At 68.1% G+C, this 20460-nt stretch carries 19 protein-coding genes and 1 tRNA gene; 14 read left to right on the top strand and 6 right to left on the bottom strand.

What is annotated here, in order from left to right:
* Nucleotides 1-36: 36 nt before the first annotated feature.
* The 3 genes from ACQY46_RS02675 to ACQY46_RS02665 all read left to right on the top strand — a co-directional run bounded on the left by ACQY46_RS02675 (nucleotide 37) and on the right by ACQY46_RS02665 (nucleotide 3290).
* On the top strand, nucleotides 37-867 hold the full coding sequence (locus ACQY46_RS02675; protein ID WP_428698778.1) for a MipA/OmpV family protein: 831 nt from the start codon (nucleotides 37-39) through the stop codon (nucleotides 865-867).
* A gap of 31 nt (nucleotides 868-898) precedes the next feature.
* On the top strand, nucleotides 899-1558 hold the full coding sequence (locus ACQY46_RS02670) for a DNA-3-methyladenine glycosylase family protein (protein ID WP_428698777.1): 660 nt from the start codon (nucleotides 899-901) through the stop codon (nucleotides 1556-1558).
* A gap of 157 nt (nucleotides 1559-1715) precedes the next feature.
* Nucleotides 1716-3290, top strand: a complete 1575-nt coding sequence (locus tag ACQY46_RS02665; RefSeq protein WP_428698776.1) for an ankyrin repeat domain-containing protein — start codon at nucleotides 1716-1718, stop codon at nucleotides 3288-3290.
* 39 nt (nucleotides 3291-3329) lie between these two features.
* Here the strand turns inward: ACQY46_RS02665 and ACQY46_RS02660 are convergent, their stop codons facing one another.
* The 5 genes from ACQY46_RS02660 to htpX form a co-directional block, all read right to left on the bottom strand.
* Nucleotides 3330-3716, bottom strand: coding sequence for a YkvA family protein (locus ACQY46_RS02660; protein WP_428698775.1), 387 nt, complete (start codon nucleotides 3714-3716; stop codon nucleotides 3330-3332).
* 138 nt (nucleotides 3717-3854) lie between these two features.
* The gene (purH, locus tag ACQY46_RS02655; RefSeq protein WP_428698774.1) at nucleotides 3855-5471 is read right to left on the bottom strand and encodes a bifunctional phosphoribosylaminoimidazolecarboxamide formyltransferase/IMP cyclohydrolase; all 1617 of its coding nucleotides are present in this window, start codon (nucleotides 5469-5471) and stop codon (nucleotides 3855-3857) included.
* 127 nt (nucleotides 5472-5598) lie between these two features.
* Nucleotides 5599-7314: a heparinase II/III family protein gene (locus ACQY46_RS02650; protein ID WP_428698773.1), complete on the bottom strand. Its 1716-nt coding sequence runs from the start codon at nucleotides 7312-7314 to the stop codon at nucleotides 5599-5601.
* Between the two features lie 204 nt (nucleotides 7315-7518).
* A complete protein-coding gene (locus ACQY46_RS02645; protein ID WP_428700390.1) occupies nucleotides 7519-8892 on the bottom strand; it encodes an RsmB/NOP family class I SAM-dependent RNA methyltransferase in 1374 nt (457 codons plus the stop codon).
* Between the two features lie 213 nt (nucleotides 8893-9105).
* Nucleotides 9106-10098: a zinc metalloprotease HtpX gene (gene htpX / locus ACQY46_RS02640; protein ID WP_428698772.1), complete on the bottom strand. Its 993-nt coding sequence runs from the start codon at nucleotides 10096-10098 to the stop codon at nucleotides 9106-9108.
* Nucleotides 10099-10261: 163 nt separating this feature from the next.
* Between htpX and ACQY46_RS02635 the strand changes: the two genes are divergently transcribed.
* The 8 genes from ACQY46_RS02635 (at nucleotide 10262) to ACQY46_RS02600 (ending at nucleotide 18134) form a co-directional block, all read left to right on the top strand.
* Nucleotides 10262-10495, top strand: coding sequence for a DUF1674 domain-containing protein (locus tag ACQY46_RS02635; RefSeq protein WP_428698771.1), 234 nt, complete (start codon nucleotides 10262-10264; stop codon nucleotides 10493-10495).
* A gap of 190 nt (nucleotides 10496-10685) precedes the next feature.
* On the top strand, nucleotides 10686-11939 hold the full coding sequence (locus ACQY46_RS02630; protein WP_428698770.1) for an aminotransferase class I/II-fold pyridoxal phosphate-dependent enzyme: 1254 nt from the start codon (nucleotides 10686-10688) through the stop codon (nucleotides 11937-11939).
* A gap of 3 nt (nucleotides 11940-11942) precedes the next feature.
* Nucleotides 11943-14717: a DNA translocase FtsK 4TM domain-containing protein gene (locus tag ACQY46_RS02625; protein ID WP_428698769.1), complete on the top strand. Its 2775-nt coding sequence runs from the start codon at nucleotides 11943-11945 to the stop codon at nucleotides 14715-14717.
* Nucleotides 14718-14843: 126 nt separating this feature from the next.
* Nucleotides 14844-15485, top strand: coding sequence for an outer-membrane lipoprotein carrier protein LolA (locus ACQY46_RS02620; RefSeq protein ID WP_428698768.1), 642 nt, complete (start codon nucleotides 14844-14846; stop codon nucleotides 15483-15485).
* 52 nt (nucleotides 15486-15537) lie between these two features.
* A complete protein-coding gene (locus ACQY46_RS02615) occupies nucleotides 15538-16623 on the top strand; it encodes an ATP-dependent carboxylate-amine ligase (RefSeq protein ID WP_428698767.1) in 1086 nt (361 codons plus the stop codon).
* 111 nt (nucleotides 16624-16734) lie between these two features.
* Nucleotides 16735-17001, top strand: a complete 267-nt coding sequence (locus ACQY46_RS02610) for a hypothetical protein (RefSeq protein ID WP_428698766.1) — start codon at nucleotides 16735-16737, stop codon at nucleotides 16999-17001.
* Nucleotides 16994-17554, top strand: a complete 561-nt coding sequence (locus ACQY46_RS02605; protein ID WP_428698765.1) for a hypothetical protein — start codon at nucleotides 16994-16996, stop codon at nucleotides 17552-17554. The genes ACQY46_RS02610 and ACQY46_RS02605 overlap by 8 nt, the downstream gene beginning before the upstream one ends.
* Complete coding sequence (locus ACQY46_RS02600) at nucleotides 17523-18134, top strand: hypothetical protein (protein ID WP_428698764.1); 612 nt, start codon at nucleotides 17523-17525, stop codon at nucleotides 18132-18134. Before ACQY46_RS02605 ends, ACQY46_RS02600 begins: the two co-directional genes overlap by 32 nt.
* Nucleotides 18135-18277: 143 nt before the next feature.
* On the opposite strand, the gene ACQY46_RS02595 is transcribed toward ACQY46_RS02600, so the two are convergent.
* Nucleotides 18278-18353, bottom strand: a tRNA-Ala gene (locus ACQY46_RS02595).
* Between the two features lie 463 nt (nucleotides 18354-18816).
* On the opposite strand from ACQY46_RS02595, the gene ACQY46_RS02590 reads away from it, so the two are divergent.
* Genes ACQY46_RS02590 through folD form a run of 3 tightly spaced genes read left to right on the top strand, consistent with a single transcriptional unit; the run spans nucleotide 18817 to nucleotide 20431 of the window.
* Complete coding sequence (locus ACQY46_RS02590) at nucleotides 18817-19107, top strand: YggT family protein (RefSeq protein ID WP_428698763.1); 291 nt, start codon at nucleotides 18817-18819, stop codon at nucleotides 19105-19107.
* Between the two features lie 43 nt (nucleotides 19108-19150).
* On the top strand, nucleotides 19151-19507 hold the full coding sequence (locus ACQY46_RS02585; protein WP_428698762.1) for a DUF167 family protein: 357 nt from the start codon (nucleotides 19151-19153) through the stop codon (nucleotides 19505-19507).
* 30 nt (nucleotides 19508-19537) lie between these two features.
* Nucleotides 19538-20431, top strand: coding sequence for a bifunctional methylenetetrahydrofolate dehydrogenase/methenyltetrahydrofolate cyclohydrolase FolD (gene folD, locus ACQY46_RS02580; RefSeq protein ID WP_428698761.1), 894 nt, complete (start codon nucleotides 19538-19540; stop codon nucleotides 20429-20431).
* Nucleotides 20432-20460: the final 29 nt, after the last annotated feature.

Below are 20460 nucleotides of genomic sequence, written 5' to 3'. Positions count from 1 at the left end.
CATCAGATGCCGACAGCCGGAACAGGTTCGACCGCCATGCGCAAAAGCACGTTTGTCTCCGCCCTCACCGCCGCCGCCCTTCTGGCCGGCGTGAGCCTGGCCTCCGCACCGGCCCGGGCGCAGGACGGCATGTCGCCGCCGGAGAATCTTCCGCTTCCGAGCAAGCAATACGTGATCGACATTGGCGTCGGCGCGCTGGTGCAGCCGAAATACGAAGGCGCGGACAAGATGCTCGTCTCTCCGCTGCCGATCATCTCGGTCGGCCGCTTCTACCTGCCGGGCTTCGGCCAGGTGGCGGAAGGGGGAACCACCAAGCGCGGCTTCTTCATGTTCCCGTCGATCAACTTCATCGGCGAGCGCAAGGCCTCCGACAGCGTTTCGCTGACCGGCACGCGCACGGTCGACTGGGCGCTGGAGCTCGGGCTCGGCGCCGGGTTCCGCTATGACTGGTTCCGCGCCTTCGTCGAGGTGCGCCAGGGCATCAACGGCCACAATGGCCAGGTCGGCCAGATCGGCGCGGACATCATCGTCAATCCGCTGGAGCGACTCGAGCTGAGCTTCGGCCCGCGCGCCGATTTCGCCAGCGGCCGCTACATGGACACCTATTTCGGCGTGACGGCGGCCGAGGCCGCCGCTTCGCTCGGCAACCTGACCGCCTACAATGCCGGCGGCGGCTTCAAGTCGGTCGGTCTTGTCGGCCGCGCCAGCTACGCGGTCACCGACACGACTGCGCTGCACCTTCAGGCTGGCTGGGACCGCTATATCGGCGACGCCAGGAACAGCCCGATTGTGCGCGGCGGCAACGAGAACCAGTTCAGCATCGGCGCCGGCGTCACCTATCGCTTCGCCTTCGACCTGTTCGACTGAGCCACCGGGCGGACCTGCCGCGGAGGCCCGCATGGGCGCAGCACCCGGTCTTCACCGCATCGACGACGAGACCGATCTCGCGGCAGGGCTTGAGGCCCTGCTTGCCCTCGACCCCTCGCTTGCCGGGATCGCGGCCGGGGCGGGGGCGTTGCCGCTGCGGCGGCATCCCGCGACCTTTTCCGAACTTGCCCGCATCATCACCGCACAGCAGGTGTCGCTAGCGAGCGCGGCCGCGATCCAGTCGCGGCTCGAGGCGCTGGTGGTGCCTTTCGAGGCCGCGACGCTGGACCGCCTCTCCGACGAGGCGCTTGGCACGGCCGGATTGTCGCGGGCCAAGGTCGCGAGCTTTCGGGCCGTTGCCGCGGCCATTGCCGAGGGGCTCGACCTCGCGGCGCTGGCGGGGTTGCCGGGGGAGGAGGCCGCGCGGGAACTGGTCGCAATCCGCGGCGTCGGCCCGTGGACGGCCGAGGTTTTCCTGCTGTTCTGCGCCGGTCATGTCGACATCTTTCCCGTCGGCGACGTTGCCTTGCGCGCCGCCCTGCATGATGCGCTCGATCTGCCGGAGCGGCCGGATGTGCGCGGGGCGGCGGCGATCGCCCGGCGCTGGGCGCCATTGCGGGGCGTGGCGGCGCGGTTGATGTGGGCGCATTACCGGGTGGTGACCGGGCGCGGGACGGGCCTTCCCGTCTGAGGCCTTGACCTCGATGCGCCTGGCGTGGAAAGTGCGCGTGGCGGATGGAGACCGCCGCCCGGCCCACGGAAAGCGACCGCATCTCCCTTGACGCCTTGCGCATGATATCGACCGGATCCGTCCCGCCGGTGGGCCCTGGGGACTACGGAGATGGTCCATGCCCGATACCAATCCCAGCCCGAATAACGCCCTCGAAATCGCCCGCCGTGCCGCCAAGGCGTTGAAACGCGCCGCGCGCGCCGGTGAGCCCGAGGCATTGTCGCGTCTCGACGAGGTCTTCGACACGCGCCCCGATCCCGTTCGCCATTCCCACTGCCTGCATGCGATCGCCCGCGAGGCGGGCAGCCGAAGCTGGCCGGCACACAAGACCGCGCTCGAACTTGCAGCGCTTGACCGCGACGCGGCCGCCGGCCGGCTCGGACTGGCGCTTCATGACGGCCGCGACCGGGTGAGCGAGCAACTGCTTTCGCGCGAAAGGGAACTCGCCGCCGGTAATTTCCATCTCGCCCTGGCGCTGGCCGATGAGGAGACGGTTGGCGCCTGGCTCGACCGGCATCCGGAAGCGGCCAGGACCCCGGGCCGGACAGGTTCGGCAAGCGGTCTCGAACTCGATCCGCTGGCACGGGCGGCGGGCTCGACCATCCTGCGGCACCGGCCGGAGCGGGCGGCGGTGCAGCGGCGCATCGTCGAGCGGCTGCTTTCGCTCGGCGCCGACCTCAATGCCCGGCATGCCGGGCCGGAATATCCGGATGCGTCGCTCTCCGTGCTCTATGCGACGCTCTGCGTCGCCGGCAATCTCGATCTCGCCCGGCTGCTGCTGGAGGCGGGCGCCGACCCCGACGACGATGAATGCGCCTATCACTCGGCCGAGGCGCCGAGCCTGGAGCCGCTGGCGCTGCTGATCGCGCATGGTGTTCGCTTCGAGCGCACCAATGCGCTGCCGCGCATGCTCGACTTCGACAAGATCGACGGCGCCCGGATGATGCTCGATGCCGGTGCCGATCCCAATGAAACGCTGGCGCATGGCGGCGACGGGCCGTCGTCCTATGGCAACGCCCTGCATCACGCCATCCTGCGTGGCCGCGACGGACGTTTCGCCGACCTGCTGCTCGATGCTGGCGCCGACGGCACGGCGCTGCATTTCGGCCGAAGCTCCTATGCGCTCGCCGCGGTCAATGGCAATCTGTCGATGATGGAGGCGCTGGAGCGGCACGGGCTGGCGGACGACCTGTCGGCGAGGGACCGGTTCCTGGCCGCGCTTGCCGCCGGCGATGCGGCCGGTGCGCGGGACGTTGCCGCCGCGCATCCGGCCGTCGAGGGCGAGCTGACCGACGGCGACAGGAGCCGGATCGTCGATTTCGCCCGGATGCCCGGACGGCTCGGCGCGCTGGAGGCGATGCTCGACGCGGGCATCGGCCCGCAAACCACGGACCGCGAAGGGCTGACGCCGCTGCATGCCGCCTGCTGGTTCGGCCGGGCCGACTACCTGCCGCTGCTTCTGGAGCGCGGCGGCGACCTTGAGCACCGCAACATGTATGGCGGCACGGCGCTCGGCACCGCGGTGCACGGTTCGGGGAACTGCCCGGTGCGGGAGGAGGGCGACCACGTCGCCTGCGTTTCGCTGCTGCTTGCCGCCGGCGCCCGCATTCGCCCGGAACACGGGGATCTCATTTCCGGATCGGCGGAGGTTACCGAACTGCTTGAGGACTGGCTCGAGGAGCGTGCGGACTGAGGTCCGGTCCCGGCGGCAGTGCCTTTCGGGGGCGGCGGGTCAGCCTTTCGGGCGTCCGCCGCTCCTGCGCAATGCTTCGCGGGCGGCCTCCAGATGCTCGTCGCGCACATGGGCGCGCACCAGCGCCATGACGCCGAGCAGGACGCTCGCGTCGTCGGTGAAGCCGATGCCGATAATCATGTCGGGAATGCCGTCGAGGGGCAGGACGAAATAGGCCAGCGCCGCGAGGATCGCGCAGCGCACGCGCGTCGGTGTCACCGGATCCATGGCGCAGTAATAGGCGGCAACCACGTCCTCCATGAAGGGGATCTGGCCGGCCGCCTTGCGCGCCACGTCGAAGAAGCGGGCGCGGACCTTTTTCTCGCGCTCGTCCTCGGGACCGAGAAAGTCCGTGTCGAACTCCGGATTGTCGTAGCTGCCGGTCATGGCCTCTCGCCTCCCTTCGCCGTGTGCGGACCCGCGATCGCAAATCCGCCCGTCGGGCTTCTGTTCGCCCGACGGGTTATATGGGAAGGGCGGCGGCGAAATGCAAAAGAGGGCGCGCCGCCGGTCATGCTCGCCGGATCAATGGCGGAAGTGCCGCATGCCGGTGAAGACCATGGCAAGTCCCGCCTCGTCGGCGGCTGCGATCACGTCCGCGTCGCGCATCGAGCCGCCGGGCTGGATGATCGCCGTCGCGCCGGCCTCGGCTGCGGCCAGAAGACCGTCGGCGAAGGGGAAGAAGGCGTCCGAGGCAACCACCGATCCGATCGTCCGGGGCTCGGCATGGCCCGCGGCCTCGGCCGCGTCCTGCGCCTTGCGGGCGGCGATGCGGGAGCTGTCGATGCGGCTCATCTGCCCCGCGCCAACGCCCACCGTCGCACCGTCCTGGACATAGACGATGGCGTTCGACTTGACATGCTTGGCGACGCGGAAGGCGAATTTCAGGTCGGCCATCTCGCGCTCGCTCGGCGCCCGCTTCGTCACCACCTTGAGGTCGAGATCGTCGACCGTGCCGGTGTCCCGGTCCTGGACGAGCAGCCCTCCGGAGACCGACTTGACGACCCTGGCTCCGGCGCGCGGATCGGCGAGGCCGCCGGTGACGAGCAGGCGCAGGTTCTTCTTCGCCGCGACGATGGCCATCGCCTCCTCGCTTGCCTCCGGCGCGATGATCACCTCGGTGAAAATCTTGACGATCTCCGTCGCCGCGTCCGCGTCGAGCGGCCCGTTCAGCGCGACGATGCCGCCGAAGGCGGAGACCGGATCGCAGGCGAGCGCCTTTTCATAGGCTTCCCTGAGCGTCGTCCCCGTGGCGACGCCGCAGGGATTGGCATGCTTGATGATAGCGACCGCCGGGGCGATGCCGGGATCGAACTCGCTGACCAGTTCGAAGGCGGCATCGGTGTCGTTGATGTTGTTGTAGGACAGTTCCTTGCCCTGCAGCTGGCGCGCGGTGGCGACGCCGAAGCGCTTTTCCGGGGTCAGGTAGAAGGCGGCCTTCTGATGCGGGTTCTCGCCGTAGCGCATGACGGAGGAAAGCCTGCCGCCAAAGGCGACATGGGCGGGCGCGTCCTCGCCGATAGCGGCGGCGAACCAGCCGGAGACGGCCGCGTCATAGGCGGCCGTGCGGGCGAAGGCCTTCTGGGCGAGGCGCTTGCGCAGGGCGAGCGGCACCTGGCCTGAGTGGCCCGTGAGGGCCTCGATCACCGCCGGATAGTCGGCCGGATCGCTGACCATCGTCACATAGGCGTGGTTCTTGGCCGCCGCGCGGGTCATTGCCGGGCCGCCAATGTCGACATTCTCGATCGCGGTGGCGAAATCGGCGCCGGAGGCAACCGTTTCCTCGAACGGGTAGAGATTGACGCAGACGAGGTCGATGCCGGCAATGCCGTGCTCGCGCATGGCGGCGGCGTGCTCGGCGTCGTCGCGAATGGCGAGCAGCCCGCCATGCACCATCGGGTGCAATGTCTTGACGCGGCCGTCCATGATTTCCGGAAAACCCGTGACCTCGGAAATGTCGATCACCTCAAGACCCGCGTCGGCGAGCGCTGCGCGGGTGCCGCCGGTCGACACCAGCTCGACGCCGAGCCCGGAAAGGGCAGTGGCGAAGTCGACGAGGCCGGTCTTGTCGGAGACCGACAGGAGGGCGCGCTTGACGGGAACGAGATCGGGAACGGGAACGTGTTTCGACACCACGGCCATTGCGGAGGGTCCTTCGAAGGTCGGCGGGCTGATGATGCCCTGCGCCTATCACGAAGCACGCCAAACAGGAAGGTGCGCAAGCGGTGCGGCGGCACTTTTGTGCCGTTTCAGTCGATGGCCGGAGGGGTCAAAGGTCGAGTTCGCCGCCGGTCGTGTCGCTGACCCTGCGGCGTGCCGCCTTGGGCGCGGCCGTGCGGCAGAACTGCCAGGCCGCCTCGCGGCGATGGGTGACACGGCCATAGATGACGATCTGCTCGCAGCGGCGATGGCCATAGCTGTCGGAGAGATAGATGGATTCCTCGATGGCCGTCTCGCAGCCGGGGGCCACGAACTCCCACGCTTCCCCGTCGGGTGCGACCAGCAGGATCGCCGTGCCCGAACGGATCGTGCTTGCCTTGATCGACGGGTGCAGGTGGAAGCGGATCGCGTATTCGTCGCCGCGCGAGGTCTTGCCAAGCGCGCGGAAGCGGTCGACGCCGTCGAGCACGCTGCCATCCTCGGACAGGGTCAGGTCCCGCTCGTGGATCAGCCGGTGGGTGTCCTGGTAGCCGTTGTGGCTGGCGACGATGCGGATGCCGGAGGGGCTTTCCTCGCGGTCGACCGGCACCAGGGTCGGGCCGGCGAGGATCGGCGCACCGAGCCAGCCGCCATAGCGGGTTTCCGGCAGGAAGCGGGCGGAGGAGGTGTCGTCGATTGTTGCCGTCGAATGGGCGGCGGTCGAGCGGGAGACGGCGCGCCAGACGCCGCGCTCGCTGTTGGAAACGCCGCAATTGACGATGATCCGGGTGCGGCGCGACGACATCTCGAAGGACAGGCAGCCGGCATGGGCGCCAAGGCTGAGGGGGGCTTCCGGCGGCGTGCCCGTTTCCATCAGCACCAGCGTGTCGCCGGCGGACAGGCGCTGGTAGCCGGAATAGGGCGCGTTGACCGGCGGGCTGCCGCGCGCGTCGTCATAGGCCAGGATGGTGGCAACGAGATCGGCCGGGGTCGAGCCCATGCCGTTGAAATGCGCGAAGGTGCCGTCGCCGTGCCGGAAGAAGCGGATCATCGGCATCATCCGGTCGATCGCCTGCATCACGGTCGGCGAGGCGGGCATGCCCTGCATGGTGAGCGCCTGGCGCACCGGCAGCAGGTCGACCAGGATGTCGAGAAGGGCCGCCGGGTTGCGCGAGACATGGCCGCCATCGGCGAGGATCTGGCGGGCCAGTTCCTGGTCGAGCCGCCTCAGGCTCTGGCGCACGAAGCGGCCCTGGCCGGACATGGAAACGGTGGCGGCGGCCACCGCGATCGCCGCCTGCAGGCGCGGCACCCCGTCGGGCGTCTCGTTCATGGTGCGGCGCAGGTAGCGCACCTGGCGGGCGAGAGAGCGCAGGAAGCGGCGGTAGAACTCGCGGTCGCACCCGTTGAGGATGAGCGGCGACTGCGACAGCCAGGCGAGCACGCGGCGGGCGACGACCGCCTGTTCCCAGGCGGTGTCCTGCCAGTAGCCGCAGCTGCGGATCCAGTCGTCGACAAGGGCGCGGGCGTTTTGTCGCGCGACCACCGTGTCGGCCGCCTTGAGATGGCGCAGCCAGCCGAAGCCGTGCAGCGCCCGGGCCCAGTCGGCGGAGGGGGCGGGGATCTCGAAGGGGGACTGGCCGGAGGCCTCGACCATCTGCCCGGCGAAGAGGAAGCGTCCGGCATAGATGTCGGCGGCGTTGGTGCCGTCGGCGGTCCTCAGGTCCTGCGGTGCGATGAGCAGCCGCGCCGGCGAGCCGGCGAACGGGCGCCAGCGGAACATCGGTCCGCCATGAACCCAGCGCAACAGGGATTGCCAGGCGGTCTGCGCGAGGAGACGCCACACCCGAGCCCTTTCGGCAAAGGAGAGAAGCGTCGCTTGCGTCAATGTACCCCCTCGCACCTGTCTCGTCGTACCGGAGCCCTTTCGCGAATCCGATTCATCCGTAACCTAAAGTGTCCGGGAACAGGGTTAGCGATCCGTTACCGATTTGAGCGCGATTCGAAACAACAGACCTGCACAAAATGCAGAGCTTGCCGGGATGGGCGCCTAGCTCCGCACCAGGCGGGCGGCGAAGAAGCCGTCGAGGCCACCTCCGGCGACCGGGTCCATGGGCAGCGAAACCGGCAGCGTGCGGAGTTCCCCGCGGGCCGTGATGACGCCCTCGATGCCGACATCCTCCGGCGTCAGCGCCGAGATCCGGTACTCGGGACGGGCGGCCAGGAAGCGGGCGATCACGTCCTCGCCCTCGCCGGGCTCCAGCGAACAGGTGCAATAGACCAGAACGCCGTCCGGCGAGAGCCAGTCGGCGGCGCGCTCCAGCAGGGCGAATTGCTGTTCGGCGAGCGCGGCGGTGTCGCCCGGGCGCCGGTTCCAGGCAACGTCCGGATGCCGGCGGATGGTGCCGGTGGCCGAACAGGGAGCGTCGAGCAGGATCGCATCGAACGGGGCATCCGGCGTGTATTCGGCAAGGTCGGCGGCGAGAACCTCGGCCTCGAAGCCGAGCCTTGCGAGGTTCTCCGACAGGCGTTCCAGCCGCCGGGCGGAGATGTCGATGGCCGTGACGCGGGCGCCCCGCGCGCAAAGCTGCGCGGTCTTGCCGCCGGGCGCGGCGCAGAGATCGGCGACGCGCTTGCCCGCGACATCGCCAAGCAGGCGGGCGGGAAGGGCGGCTGCCGCATCCTGCACCCACCAGGCGCCTTCATTGTAGCCCTCCAGCGCCTCGACGCGGCCGCCCGGCCGGGCAAGGCGGACGGTGTTGCCGGCGATGACGCGACCGCCAAGCCGTTCGGCCCAGCCGTCCGCACCGTCCTTGACGGCGAGGTCGAGATTGGGCTCGTTGAGGTGCATGGCGGCGATGGCGAGCGCGGTTTCCTCGCCATAGGCCTTCTGCCATGCGGCGAAGAGCCAGACCGGCACGTTGCGCCAGGGCGCGGCATTGGCGGCAAGCAGCTCCTCGCGCTCCGCCGTCATCCGCCGGAGCACGGCGTTGATCAGCCCCTTGTAGCGGCGGGAGCGCCCGTCCCTGTCGGCGATGGCGACGGCGGTGGCGACGGCGGCGCGGTCGGGGATGTCCATGAACAGGATCTGGGCGGCGGCCACATGCAGGATATCGACGACCAGGCCGGTCTTCTCCGGCACGGGACGTTCGAGCAGCCGGTCGACGATCGCCGCGATCTGGCCGCGCCTGCGCAAGGCGGTGCCGAGAATGGCGCGGACCAGCGCGCGGTCCCTGGCCTCCAGTGCGAACAGTTCGGGATGGCCGCCGGTCTCGCGCAGTTCCTCGTCCAGCGGGCGGCGCTCGCCGATCACCTTGTTGAGGATGTCGACGGCGATCTTGCGGGCCGGGATGCCCGTGGTTGCGTGCTCGGCCTTGTCGCGGGCCTGCAGACCGGGGGCGCGCGCTCCGGCGGCGGCCTTCATGCCGCGCTTCGGGCCGGGCTTGCCCCCCTGCCTGCCACCCGGTCCGGTGGCGCCGGGGCGACCGCCCTTGCGCGGCTTTCCTTTGGAATTGTCCTGGTTCGGTCCGGTCACGATGCCTGCGGTGTCTGGAATGCGAAAAACGGCGAAGGCGCGGGTATGCACCCGCACACAGCGCTTTCACAAGGAAAAAGGTTGCGGCCGGCGCTTCTGTGCCTAGCCCCAGGGGCCGCGGGTGTCCGTGTCGCGCCGCGCCGAGGACCGTCCCCAGGGACCGGGAGGGTCGGTGCGCGGCGGATTTCCTGCCGGGCCGCGCGTCAGCGTGACCCCGGCTCCTTCCGAGCGGTTCGGTGTGCCGCCGCCACCCATGCGGTCCGCCAGTTCCTGCAGCGCGCGGATGCGGTTGTCGGTGTTCGGATGGGTGGAGAACAGGTTGTCCATCCGCTCGCCCGACAGCGGGTTGATGATGAACATGTGCGCGGTCGCCGGATTGCGCTCCGCGTCCGGGTTGTGGATGCGCGCCGCACCGCCGGCGATCTTGTTCAGCGCCGAGGCGAGCCAGATCGGATTGCCGCAGATCTCGGCGCCCATGCGGTCGGCGGCATATTCGCGCGTCCGGCTGATCGCCATCTGCACCAGCATGGCGGCGATGGGGGCGACGATCATCGCCAGCAGCACGCCGACGAAGCCGAGCGGATTGTTGTTGTCGCGGTTGCCGCCGAAGAAAAAGGCGAAATTGGCGAGCATCGAGATCGCGCCGGCAATCGTCGCGGTGATCGTCATGATCAGGGTGTCGTGGTTCTTCACATGGGCGAGCTCGTGCGCCATCACGGCGGCGACTTCCTCGCGCGACAGGCTGTTCAGCAGGCCGGTCGTCGCCGCGACCGCCGCGTTCTGCGGGTTGCGGCCTGTGGCGAAGGCGTTGGGCTGCGGGTTGTCGATCAGGTAGACCTTCGGCATCGGCAGCTCGGCGCGGGCCGCGAGTTCGCGCACCATGTGGAACAGTTCCGGCGCCTGGGCTTCGCTGGCCTCCACCGCATTGTGCATGCGCAGCACCATCTTGTCGGAGTTCCAGTAGCTGAAAAGGTTCATCGCGGCTGCGACGGCGAGCGCGATCATCATGCCGCTCTCACCGCCGATCATGAAGCCGATGCCCATGAACAGCGCCGTCATCGCGGCAAGCAGCAGTGCGGTGCGGAAATAGTTCATGTCACCCGTCCGTCTGGTCGTCCGGAGGCCGGATCGCCTGTCTGTCACTGGCCGGAGCGGCCTGTTTCACCCTATATGTTGGCGGAGGCGCGATTTTCTGCAAGAGAGGACCGTGTCGAGCCGGCGCCGGAAGGCGCGTTTTTCCAGGATGAACGAGACGAGCATGAGCGATCGAAACGACACCGGCACGAGCGAGGATGCCCCGGACGGGATGCCGCGCCGCCGGCCCGAGGATCTTCCGCCCGCCGCCCGCCGGGCACTGGCGGAGGCGGAGGAACGCCGGCGCCAGATCGATGAACGCGGGAAGTCGATGCCGCGCGAGATCGACGGTCGCGGCGGGCTCGAGCCGACGCGCTACGCCGACTGGGAGATCAAGGGCATCACCTGCGACTTCTGATATGCGGGACGGATGCAGGTTCCGCCGCCTTGGTTAATGAGGGATTTACCATCGGGGGCTAGGCTTCGGCGTCACAAGCAGTCCTTTCCGGCGCTGCCGCTTGCGCGGTGGACCGGGAGGGAGCGATTTCCAGTGAGCTGGGGCAGGCGTCGGCGACGGGTCGGCCGCCCCGGGGAGTGGTACGAGCCGAATGTCCGTTTCTTCCGCCCAGACTTCCGCCGGCGCGCCTCCGCAAGGCGCGACCGGTACAGCGCTGCCTTCGGCCAATCCGTTCGAGCGGCTGGCGGCGCTGCTTGCGGGCCTTGCGCCCGGCGGCGAACCGATCGTCATGACGATCGGCGAACCGCGCCATGCGGTGCCGGACTTCGTCGGGCCCGTGCTCGCCGGCAATCTCAAGGATTTCAGCCGCTATCCGAACATTCGCGGCACGGACGCCTTTCGCGAATCGGTCGCCGGCTGGCTCGACCGGCGCTACGGCCTGGATGGCAGCCTCGATCCGGCACGCGGCATCCTGCCGCTCAACGGCTCCCGCGAGGGGCTGACCTTTGCCGCCATCGGCGCGCGCGACTATCTGAAGAAGACGGAAGGCGCGCGGCCGGGCGTCCGGCCGACGGTGCTGATGCCCAACCCGTTCTATCAGACCTACGCGGCGGCGGCGCATGTGGCGGATGCCGAGACGGTGCTGCTTGACGCGCGGGCGGAAACCGGATTTCTCCCCGACCTGGACGCCATCGACCCTGCCGTTCTGGAACGCGCGGTCGCCTTCTTCTACGCCTCGCCCGCCAACCCGCAGGGCGCGGCGGCAAGCCTTGCCGACTGGTCGAAGCTCATCGGCCTTGCCCGCAAGCACCGTTTCCTCGTGGTCGCCGACGAGTGCTATTCCGAGATCTATCGCAGCGCGCCACCGGTTGGCGTGCTTGAGGCCGCCCATGCGACGGGCGAGGGCTACGGCAACATCATCACGATAAACTCGCTGTCGAAGCGCTCGAATCTCGCCGGCCTGCGCTGCGGGTTTGCCGCCGGCGATCCGGACTTTCTCGATGCCTGGTCGCGGTTCCGCGGGCTTGCCGCGCCGCAAGTGTCGATGCCGCTGCAGGCGGTCGCGGCGGCTGCCTTTGCCGACGAGGCGCATGTGGTCGAGAACCGGCGGCTCTACAACGCCAAGTTCGCCCTTGCGGAGAAACTGCTGGCGCCGTTGTTCGGCGACGTCGTGCCCGAGGGCGGCTTCTTCCTGTGGCTGGACGTTGCCCGGTTCGGCGGCGGCGTCGAGGTGACGCGCCGGCTGTGGGCCGAGGCCGGGGTCAAGGTGCTTCCCGGGGCCTATCTGGCCATGGACGGGGTCGCCGGAAACCCGGGCGCGGACTATATCCGCCTTGCCCTGGTGGATGATGAAAAGACCGTCGAGGCGGGGCTTGCCCGCCTGGTCGACGTGCTGGGAGGCTGAAGGATGCGCCGCACCACTCCGATCCGAAGCGGCCGCGCCGCGGCCCTTGGCCTTGAAGACACGGAAGCCCCGTTCAAACGGTTCATGAGGCGCAACATGATCGGCGCCGCCGGTCTGGCGCTGATCGCGCTCTGCGCGGCGCTGGCCTCCGCGCTCGCCACCTGGTCGACGACGGACCCGAGCTTCAGTCATGCCACGTCCGGGCCGGTGCGCAATGCGCTGGGCCAGCCCGGCGCGATTGTCGCCGATCTCTTCATGCAGGCGATCGGCCTTGCCTCGGCGGTGTTCCTGGTGCCGGTGGTGCTGTGGGGCTGGCGGCTGGTCGCGGCGCGCGCCACGCGCATCGCGCCGCGCCGCATCGCCTTCTGGGGCGCCGGGACGCTGCTTGCCGCAGGTGCGCTCGCCGCCCTTCCCGTTCCCGCCAGCTGGCCGCTGCCGACCGGGCTTGGCGGATTCCTTGGCGATTTCATCCACCGCTTCCCGGCGATGCTCACCGGCGAGCTGACGCAGGGCATGGCGATGATCGTCGGCATGCTCGGGCTCGGCGTTCCCGCCGCGGTGTTCATGCTGCGCGCCGCCGGATGGCTCGGCCGCGACCCGCAGCCCGCGCTTCGCCCACTGCCCGAGCCGTCCCGCCATGCCCGTTCGGTCGGGGCCGTGCCGGATCACGACGAGGATGACGAGGACGAGGACGAAGGCGGCGGCCGCTTCTCCGCCTTTGCCGGGGCCGTTACCCATTTCGGCCTTCTGGCGCGCGCCAACCTGCGCCGGCTGACCGGTCGCGGCGGCAGTGCCCGCCGGCGCTCGTCCGACCCTTATGACGACGATTTCATCGATGACGGCCATGACGGCGACTGGGACGAGGCCGACGGCCCGGTCGAGGAGGACGACGATCCGGTGCACCGCCATGGCGGGTTCACGGCGCTGCGCCGCCGCCTCGCCAACCGCCTGTTGCCGCCTGAGGACGACGGGCTCGACGCCTTTTACGGCGGTGCGGCGCCGGCCGAGCCGGAAATCGAGGATCCTTACGCGGACGAGGCCGACTTCGGTGCTGGCCCGACCATCGACGACCTGCCGGATCTCGACGAGGATGACGGCTCGGGCGAGCTCGGCACGCCGCTGCCGCGCGCCATCGCCGGGCCCGCCGGTCGGACAGCGCCGCCGCCCGCCGGACGCGTCGTGCCGCCGGCCGGCCGGCCGAAGCCGGGACGCCGCGTCACGGAAGAGGCGCAGCCCTCCTTCCTGCGCAATCCGGGCGTCTACGAGCTGCCGCCGCTGCACCTTTTGTCGGAGCCCAAGGCGACCTCGAAGCAGACGGCCATCAACACCGACGCGCTGGAACAGAACGCCCGCATCCTGGAAGGGGTTCTGGAGGATTTCGGCGTGCGCGGAGAGATCATCGAAGTGCGCCCCGGCCCGGTGGTGACGCTTTACGAGCTGGAGCCGGCGCCGGGCATCAAGTCGTCCCGCGTCATCGGCCTGGCCGACGACATCGCCCGCTCGATGAGCGCCATCTCGGCGCGCGTCGCGGTGATCCCGGGCAAGAACGCCATCGGCATCGAGCTGCCCAACCAGCGCCGCGAGACGGTCTACCTGCGCGAGCTGCTGGCCGCCAACGACTATGAGAAGACCAAGGCCAAGCTGGCGCTGACGCTCGGCAAGACCATTGGCGGCGAGCCGGTGATCGCCGATCTCGCCCGCATGCCGCACCTTCTCGTTGCCGGCACCACCGGGTCGGGCAAGTCGGTGGCCATCAACACGATGATCCTGTCGCTGCTCTACCGGCTGGAGCCGGAGCAGTGCAAGCTGATCATGATCGACCCGAAGATGCTCGAACTGTCGATCTATGACGGCATTCCCCATCTTTTGACGCCGGTCGTCACCGATCCGAAGAAGGCGGTGGTGGCGCTCAAGTGGACCGTCCGCGAGATGGAGGAGCGCTACAAGAAGATGTCGAAGATGGGCGTGCGCAACATCGACGGCTACAACACCCGTGCTGCCCAGGCGATGGAGAAGGGCGAGGTCTTCACCCGGACCGTGCAGACCGGTTTCGATCGCAACACCGGCGAGCCGATCTTCGAGGACGAGGAGCTGCCGCTCGAGACGATGCCCTATATCGTCGTCATCGTCGACGAGATGGCCGACCTGATGATGGTCGCCGGCAAGGACATCGAAGGCGCCATCCAGCGGCTTGCCCAGATGGCCCGCGCCGCCGGCATTCACCTGATCATGGCGACGCAACGTCCCTCGGTCGACGTCATCACCGGCACGATCAAGGCGAATTTCCCGACCCGCATCTCCTTCCAGGTGACCTCGAAGATCGACAGCCGCACCATCCTCGGCGAGCAGGGCGCGGAGCAGCTCCTCGGCCAGGGCGACATGCTCTACATGGCCGGCGGCGGCCGCATCCAGCGCGTCCACGGTCCCTTCGTCGCCGACGAGGAGGTCGAGCACATCGTCAGCCACCTGAAGCGGCAGGGCACGCCGCAATATCTGGAGGCGGTGACGGAGGAGGACGAGGTCTCCGACAGCCCCTATGACGCGCTCGCCGGCGGTGGCGACGGCGACGAGGGCAACGACCTCTACGACAAGGCTGTGGCCATCGTGCTGCGCGACAAGAAGGCCTCGACCTCCTATATCCAGCGCCGCCTGTCGATCGGCTACAACCGCGCCGCCTCGATCATCGAGCGGATGGAGAACGAGGGGCTTGTGGGTCCGGCCAATCATGCCGGCAAGCGCGAGATCCTCGTGCAGAACGGGGTCGAGGACGATTATTGACGGTGACGGGCGGCAAGCCGGCGATGCGTCGCAACTTTGCCACAGGCGCCTGTTAGCGCATTCTGACAATTGACGGCGCAGGCGCGACCCCGCGTCCGCCTTGCCAAGCCGACGGAGCCTTTTGCAATGACCATTGCTCGCCGCACTTTCCTTGCCCTGGCCACGGGCGCGTTTCTCACGCTTGCCGGCGGCGTCCCGGCCAAGGCCGCCGCGCTTGATGCCGAGCAGAAGAAGACGCTGGCCGAGGTGAATTCCTATTTCAACTCGGTGAAGACCATGCATGGCGACTTCATCCAGTTCGGCCCCAATGGCGAACGGGCGGAAGGCAAGTTCTACATGGCCCGGCCGGGCAAGATCCGCTTCTACTACAATCCGCCGGCCAAGGTGGACATCGTCGCCGACGGCAAGTCCGTCTCGGTGAAGGATCGCAAGCTCGCCACCCAGGACATCTGGCCGCTGAACGAGACGCCGCTGCGTTTCCTTCTCGCCGACAAGATCAACCTGGAGGCCGATGCCGAGGTCGCCAATGTCTCGGTCGAACCGGACCTGGTCACCGTGGTGCTGGCCGACAACTCGACCTTCGGCACCGGCAAGCTGACGCTGATCTTCGATGCGGCCTCCATCGCGCTGAAGCAGTGGACCGTGACGGACGCGCAGGGCTACGACACCTCGGTGGCGATCTACAACACCACGGTCAACGGCCCGACCAATCCGAAGCTCTTCCATATCGACTACAACGCCAACCTGATGCAGCGCCGCGGCAACTGAGCCGCGCGGGCAGGGCTTGCGCGAAAGAAGGCCGCGGGGGGCGGACCAGGGCGTGCGTGACGCGAAACGGAATGCGCCGGCAACGCGCCGGGCGCCGGTCTTCGTTGAAATCCTTCAACGGCTTGCAGGCGCGCGCGGCGCGCGCGTCGAGGTCGAGCCGGTCTATGGCTATGCCGGAGCGCTGATCGACGCGGCCGGCCGCCGACATTTCTTCAAGGGCACCCATTTCGACATCAACCGGGCCGGCGCCGCGGCGCTCGCCCGCGACAAGGACTATGCGGCCAGGTTTCTTGACGCCGCCGGTCTTGCCGTGCCGCGCGGATTGCTGCTGCACAGCCCGCGCCGCGCGGCCCAGCTTGCCCTGAAAAACCCCGACGTCGCCGCGCGCCTGCCCGCCCGCGAGGCGGCGCACGCCTTTGCCGACGAGGCCGGCTATCCGGTCTTCGTCAAGCCGAACGAGGGGTCGGAGGGAGAGGACGTCACCCGGGCCGGGGATGCCGCGGCGCTCGACCTGGCGCTCGACACGCTGTTTGCGGTGCATGAGAGGGTGCTGGTGCAGCAGGCGGTGGCGGGCACCGACATTCGCGTCGTCGTGCTCGACGGAAGGGTGGAGGCCGCCTTCCTGCGCCGCCCGCTTGCGGTCACAGGCGACGGGGTGACACCGCTTTCCGCGCTGATCGCCGCCGGGATCGCCGGCTTTGCCAGCGGCGGCAAGGGCAGCCGGATCGCTCCCGATGATCCGCGCATTCTCGGCCATCTGGCCTCGGCGGGCCTCTGTCCGGAGAGCGTGCCGGCGGCCGGCGTCACGGTGCCGCTCTTGGCCAATGCCAACCTTTCGACCGGCGGCAGCGCCCGCGACATCACCAGCGGCCTGTCAGCGGAACTGGCGGATGCCGCCATCCGCGCCTGCGCCGCGCTGGGCCTGCGCTTTGCCGGTGTCGACCTCTTGCACGACGGGGAAGTGGAACGCTCCGCTGCCGGCGGGACGATGGTCGGAAGTGTGACTGGCGGCAAAGCGCCCGTGGTGCTCGAGGTCAACGCCGCGCCGGGCCTCTCGTATTTCCACCGGCTGGGACCCGAGGCCGCCGCCCGCGTCGAGGCCATCTATGCCCGTCTTCTCGACGCGCTGCTGGGGTAGGCGGCGCATCCGCCGAATGCGCTGGCGCAGGTCGAACAACCGGGTCATGGTACGAGCAGCGGCCGTTTTTATTTTGTCATTTGACAATTTAATATTCTTGGAGCATTGCTGTTGGCGCGCGACCGTCATCCGAAGAAGGAAATCGAGAAGGTTCTGCGCGAGCTTGAGCAGCTTGGTTGGACCGTCGAGCGGCGCGTCGGCAAGGGTCATGCCTGGGGGCTGTTGCGCTGTCCGAAGCCCCGTGAGGATTGTCGGTGCGGCCTGTTCTGCCAGATGACGATCAATTCGACACCGCAGAACCCGTCGAACCACGCGGCAAAGCTGCGGCAGAAGGCGCTCGGATGCATCGGGGCAGGGAAGGAGCAAGATGATGGCTGAACTGCTGGAGTTCGAGCTTGTTTTTGCGCTGCCCTCGGGCACCCATGATCCCTTCATGCTATCCGATACGGTGTTCGAGGCGGGCTTTGAGGATGCGGTCATCGGTTCCGGAGACCGGCGCCTGCTGGCCGTGCAGATCGAGGCGGCGGGGGAGGATCCGGAGCGTGTCATCCTGGATGCCGCGCGTGCCATTCTGGCAGGCCTGCCTGCCGGAAGCCGGATCCGTGAGGTCCGGCCGGATCTCGTCAGCCTCTCGGATGTTGCGGAGAAGCTGGATGTGAAGCGGCAGGCGCTGCAGCAGCGCGAGATGCCGCCGCCCGTCGCGGGGGGGCTCTATCGCATTGACGAGATGCTGGAGGTCCTGACGCGTGCCCTGGAGCCGCAAGCCGGCCGTCGTCGTCCCCGTTTCGATCTGGAGGCGGCGCGCAAGTGGTTTGTCGCCGGCCGCGCCGCGCGGCGAATCAATGCCCGGCTGACGATGCGCGAACTCGACCCGGGGACGCTCGAGACCGTGCCCGGCGGTGCTGGCGGTGGGCGCCGGAAGGCAGGCTGAGGGGCGATCCGGCCGCGATACATGGAGATATATTTCCATCAATTTTGAGGTTGCATTGAAAAATACTGCAGATCATGAGCGTCAGGCAGTAATTTGGAGATTTTATAAACCGCGCCATACCCACGCGTGGAACATGCTTGTATTGTCCTGGCGAGCATTTGATGCACCATCTGACGCCGATATGCCATTTGAAGACGAGTATCTATGGGAGAACTTCATAATTCGACTGTGGTTGTATCGGAGTACGGTAAAAACGTTGACACGATTGAGTTCTGTAAGTGCAGACGCAAGAGACATCCTTGCGAAGTTTGATCGGAGTTTCGAGGCCAGCGGTCAGAATGGCCTAAAAGCCATCCGCGATATGATCGAGCATTTCGATGACTACGCGGCGGGTATTGGTCACGGTCCAGCGACACGTGAAGACGAACTCGACCCGTGGCGAAAAGTTTCGCGCGACATGTTTGAACGTGGAAGATTTGTGATCTTCAGGACATCCGCATATGACGCTGCAATACAGTTGCGGTCGGATGCAAAGCGGGTAAGTGATGCTTTCATAACGTGGTACAAAGCTTCATGTTGAAACATTATTACACGTGCATGGCCACGTCTTCATGCTTCTTCGCAGAGTCTCAAACGAAGACAGGCCTTAAAATAGCCAAGCTGAACTTCAAATTGAAGCTGCGGAACTTGGCGTAAAAAACTGGCGTGAATGATTTCAGAGCTTGGTGGAGCCGAGGGGAATCGAACCCCTGACCTCTGCAGTGCGATTGCAGCGCTCTCCCATCTGAGCTACGGCCCCGCGCTCGTCGAGCGTGAGCGGCATTTAGGAGAGGCCGGGTGTCGCTGTCAAGCGATTCCCCGGATGCCTCGGCAGGACCGTGTTGAGCGCATTTCCCGCCCGAAGGAGGTGCGGCCAGGGGGCGGCGGCCGGGTGAGCCAGGCGCCGGCAGGCGCGGAGCCTCTGGTGTTGCCGCCTTGCCATCCCGGTCTGCCCGCCGCCGGAGGGGATTGCGGCGGCCATGCAAGGCGGCCTGCGGTTTTGTCTCTCCTGTCTGCAAACCGGGCGCGGTCCGCCTTGTGCCTTTCACGGGGCGCGCGGAGGAAGGACGCGCGGTTGCGCGCGCCGGTGCGGCTTGGGCGGTGCGGGTCCTTGCTCCGCGCAACCGGCGGAACGCCCCCGCGAGAGCCTTGCGGGCCGCGTCCGTCGCGGTTACATGAGGGGAAACCGTCCGACCCGCCGCCAAGCCGGAGCCCCGACCTTCATGCGCGCCATTCTCGACGTCATCCTCATCATCCTCAATCTCTATACGTGGGTGATCATCGCCAGCGCGATCTTCTCCTGGCTCTATGCCTTCAATGTGATCAATTCGAGCAACCAGTTCGTCGGCATGATCGGTCAGGCGCTCTACAACCTGACCGAGCCGCTGCTGCGCCCGATCCGCCGCGTCGTGCCGGCCATGGGCGGGCTCGATATCTCGCCGATCGTGCTGCTGCTCGGTATCTTCCTGCTGCAGCGGGTCATCGCCTATTACATCTATCCCAACGTCTTTTGACGCCGTCGGCATCCCGTGAGGCCCTGAGGCGACGGTCCTTGCGATGAGCGCGGAGGATGCGGCATCGCTCGCGTGGAGCGTTGCCGGCAGCGAGGTCCGGCTTTTCGTGCGGGCGAGCCCGCGCGCCTCGCGCGATGCGGTCGAGGGTGTCAGGCTGCTCTCCGACGGGCGCGCCGTGCTGGCGGTCAGGGTGCGGGCCGTTGCCGACAAGGGCGCGGCCAATGCGGCCGTCGCGGCGCTTCTTGCCGCGACGCTGGGCCTGCCGAAGAGTGACGTGCGGCTCGTCTCGGGGGCGAGCGCGCGGCTGAAGACCTTCCTGTTGAGCGCCCGCGATGACGCGGATGCGCAAGCGATTGCCGCTCGCCTTGCCGACATGGCCGGCGCGGGCCGGCTAGAATGACCTGAGTTCGGCGGTTTTTCCGGAGGTTTCATGACTGCAAAGCTGATCGACGGCAAGGCGCGGGCCGCGCGCCTGCGCGGCGATGTCCGCGAGGCGGTGTCCGCGCTGAAGGCGGCCCACGGGCTGATGCCGGGGCTGGCCGTGGTGCTGGTCGGCGAGGACCCGGCGAGCCAGGTCTATGTGGCCAACAAGGTGCGCCAGACCGAGGAATGCGGCATGCGCTCGATCGAGCACCGGCTCGACGCTGCGACGCCCGAGGACGAACTTCTGGCACTGGTCGCAAGGCTCAACGCCGATCCGGATGTCGACGGCATTCTGGTGCAGATGCCGCTGCCCGCCCATATCGACACGGACAGGATCGTGCTCGCCATCGACCCGGCCAAGGATGTCGACGGACTGCACCCGACCAATGCCGGGCGCATCGTGCTCGGTCGCCCGGGGCTGGTGCCCTGCACGCCGAAGGGCTGCGTCCTCTTGGCGCGCGAGGCGATGGGGGATCTTTCCGGCGTCAATGCCGTTGTGCTCGGCCGCTCCATCCTCGTGGGCAAGCCGGTCGCCCTTTTGCTGCAGAACGAGAATTGCACCGTGACCATGGCGCATTCGCGTTCGCGCGACGTCGCCGCGCTCTGCCGCCAGGCGGATCTTCTGGTGGCCGCCGTCGGGCGCCCGGAAATGGTGCGCGGCGACTGGATCCGGCCCGGTGCGACGGTGATCGATGTCGGCATCAACCGGATCGCCGCGCCGGAGCGGGGCGAGGGCAAGACGCGGCTTGTCGGCGATGTCGCCTTCGGCGAGGCGTTGCAGGTGGCGGGCGCGATCACGCCGGTGCCCGGCGGTGTCGGGCCGATGACGATTGCCTGCCTGCTCGCCAACACGGTGCAGGCGGCCTGCGGACGGCGCGGCATCGCGGCGCCGACGCTTTAGGCAAAAGGCACGGACTGAACTGAAAAGAC

This window comes from Stappia sp. (assembly GCF_965276915.1).
Classification (GTDB): domain Bacteria; phylum Pseudomonadota; class Alphaproteobacteria; order Rhizobiales; family Stappiaceae; genus Stappia.
This window is presented reverse-complemented; position numbering and strand designations above follow the sequence as displayed.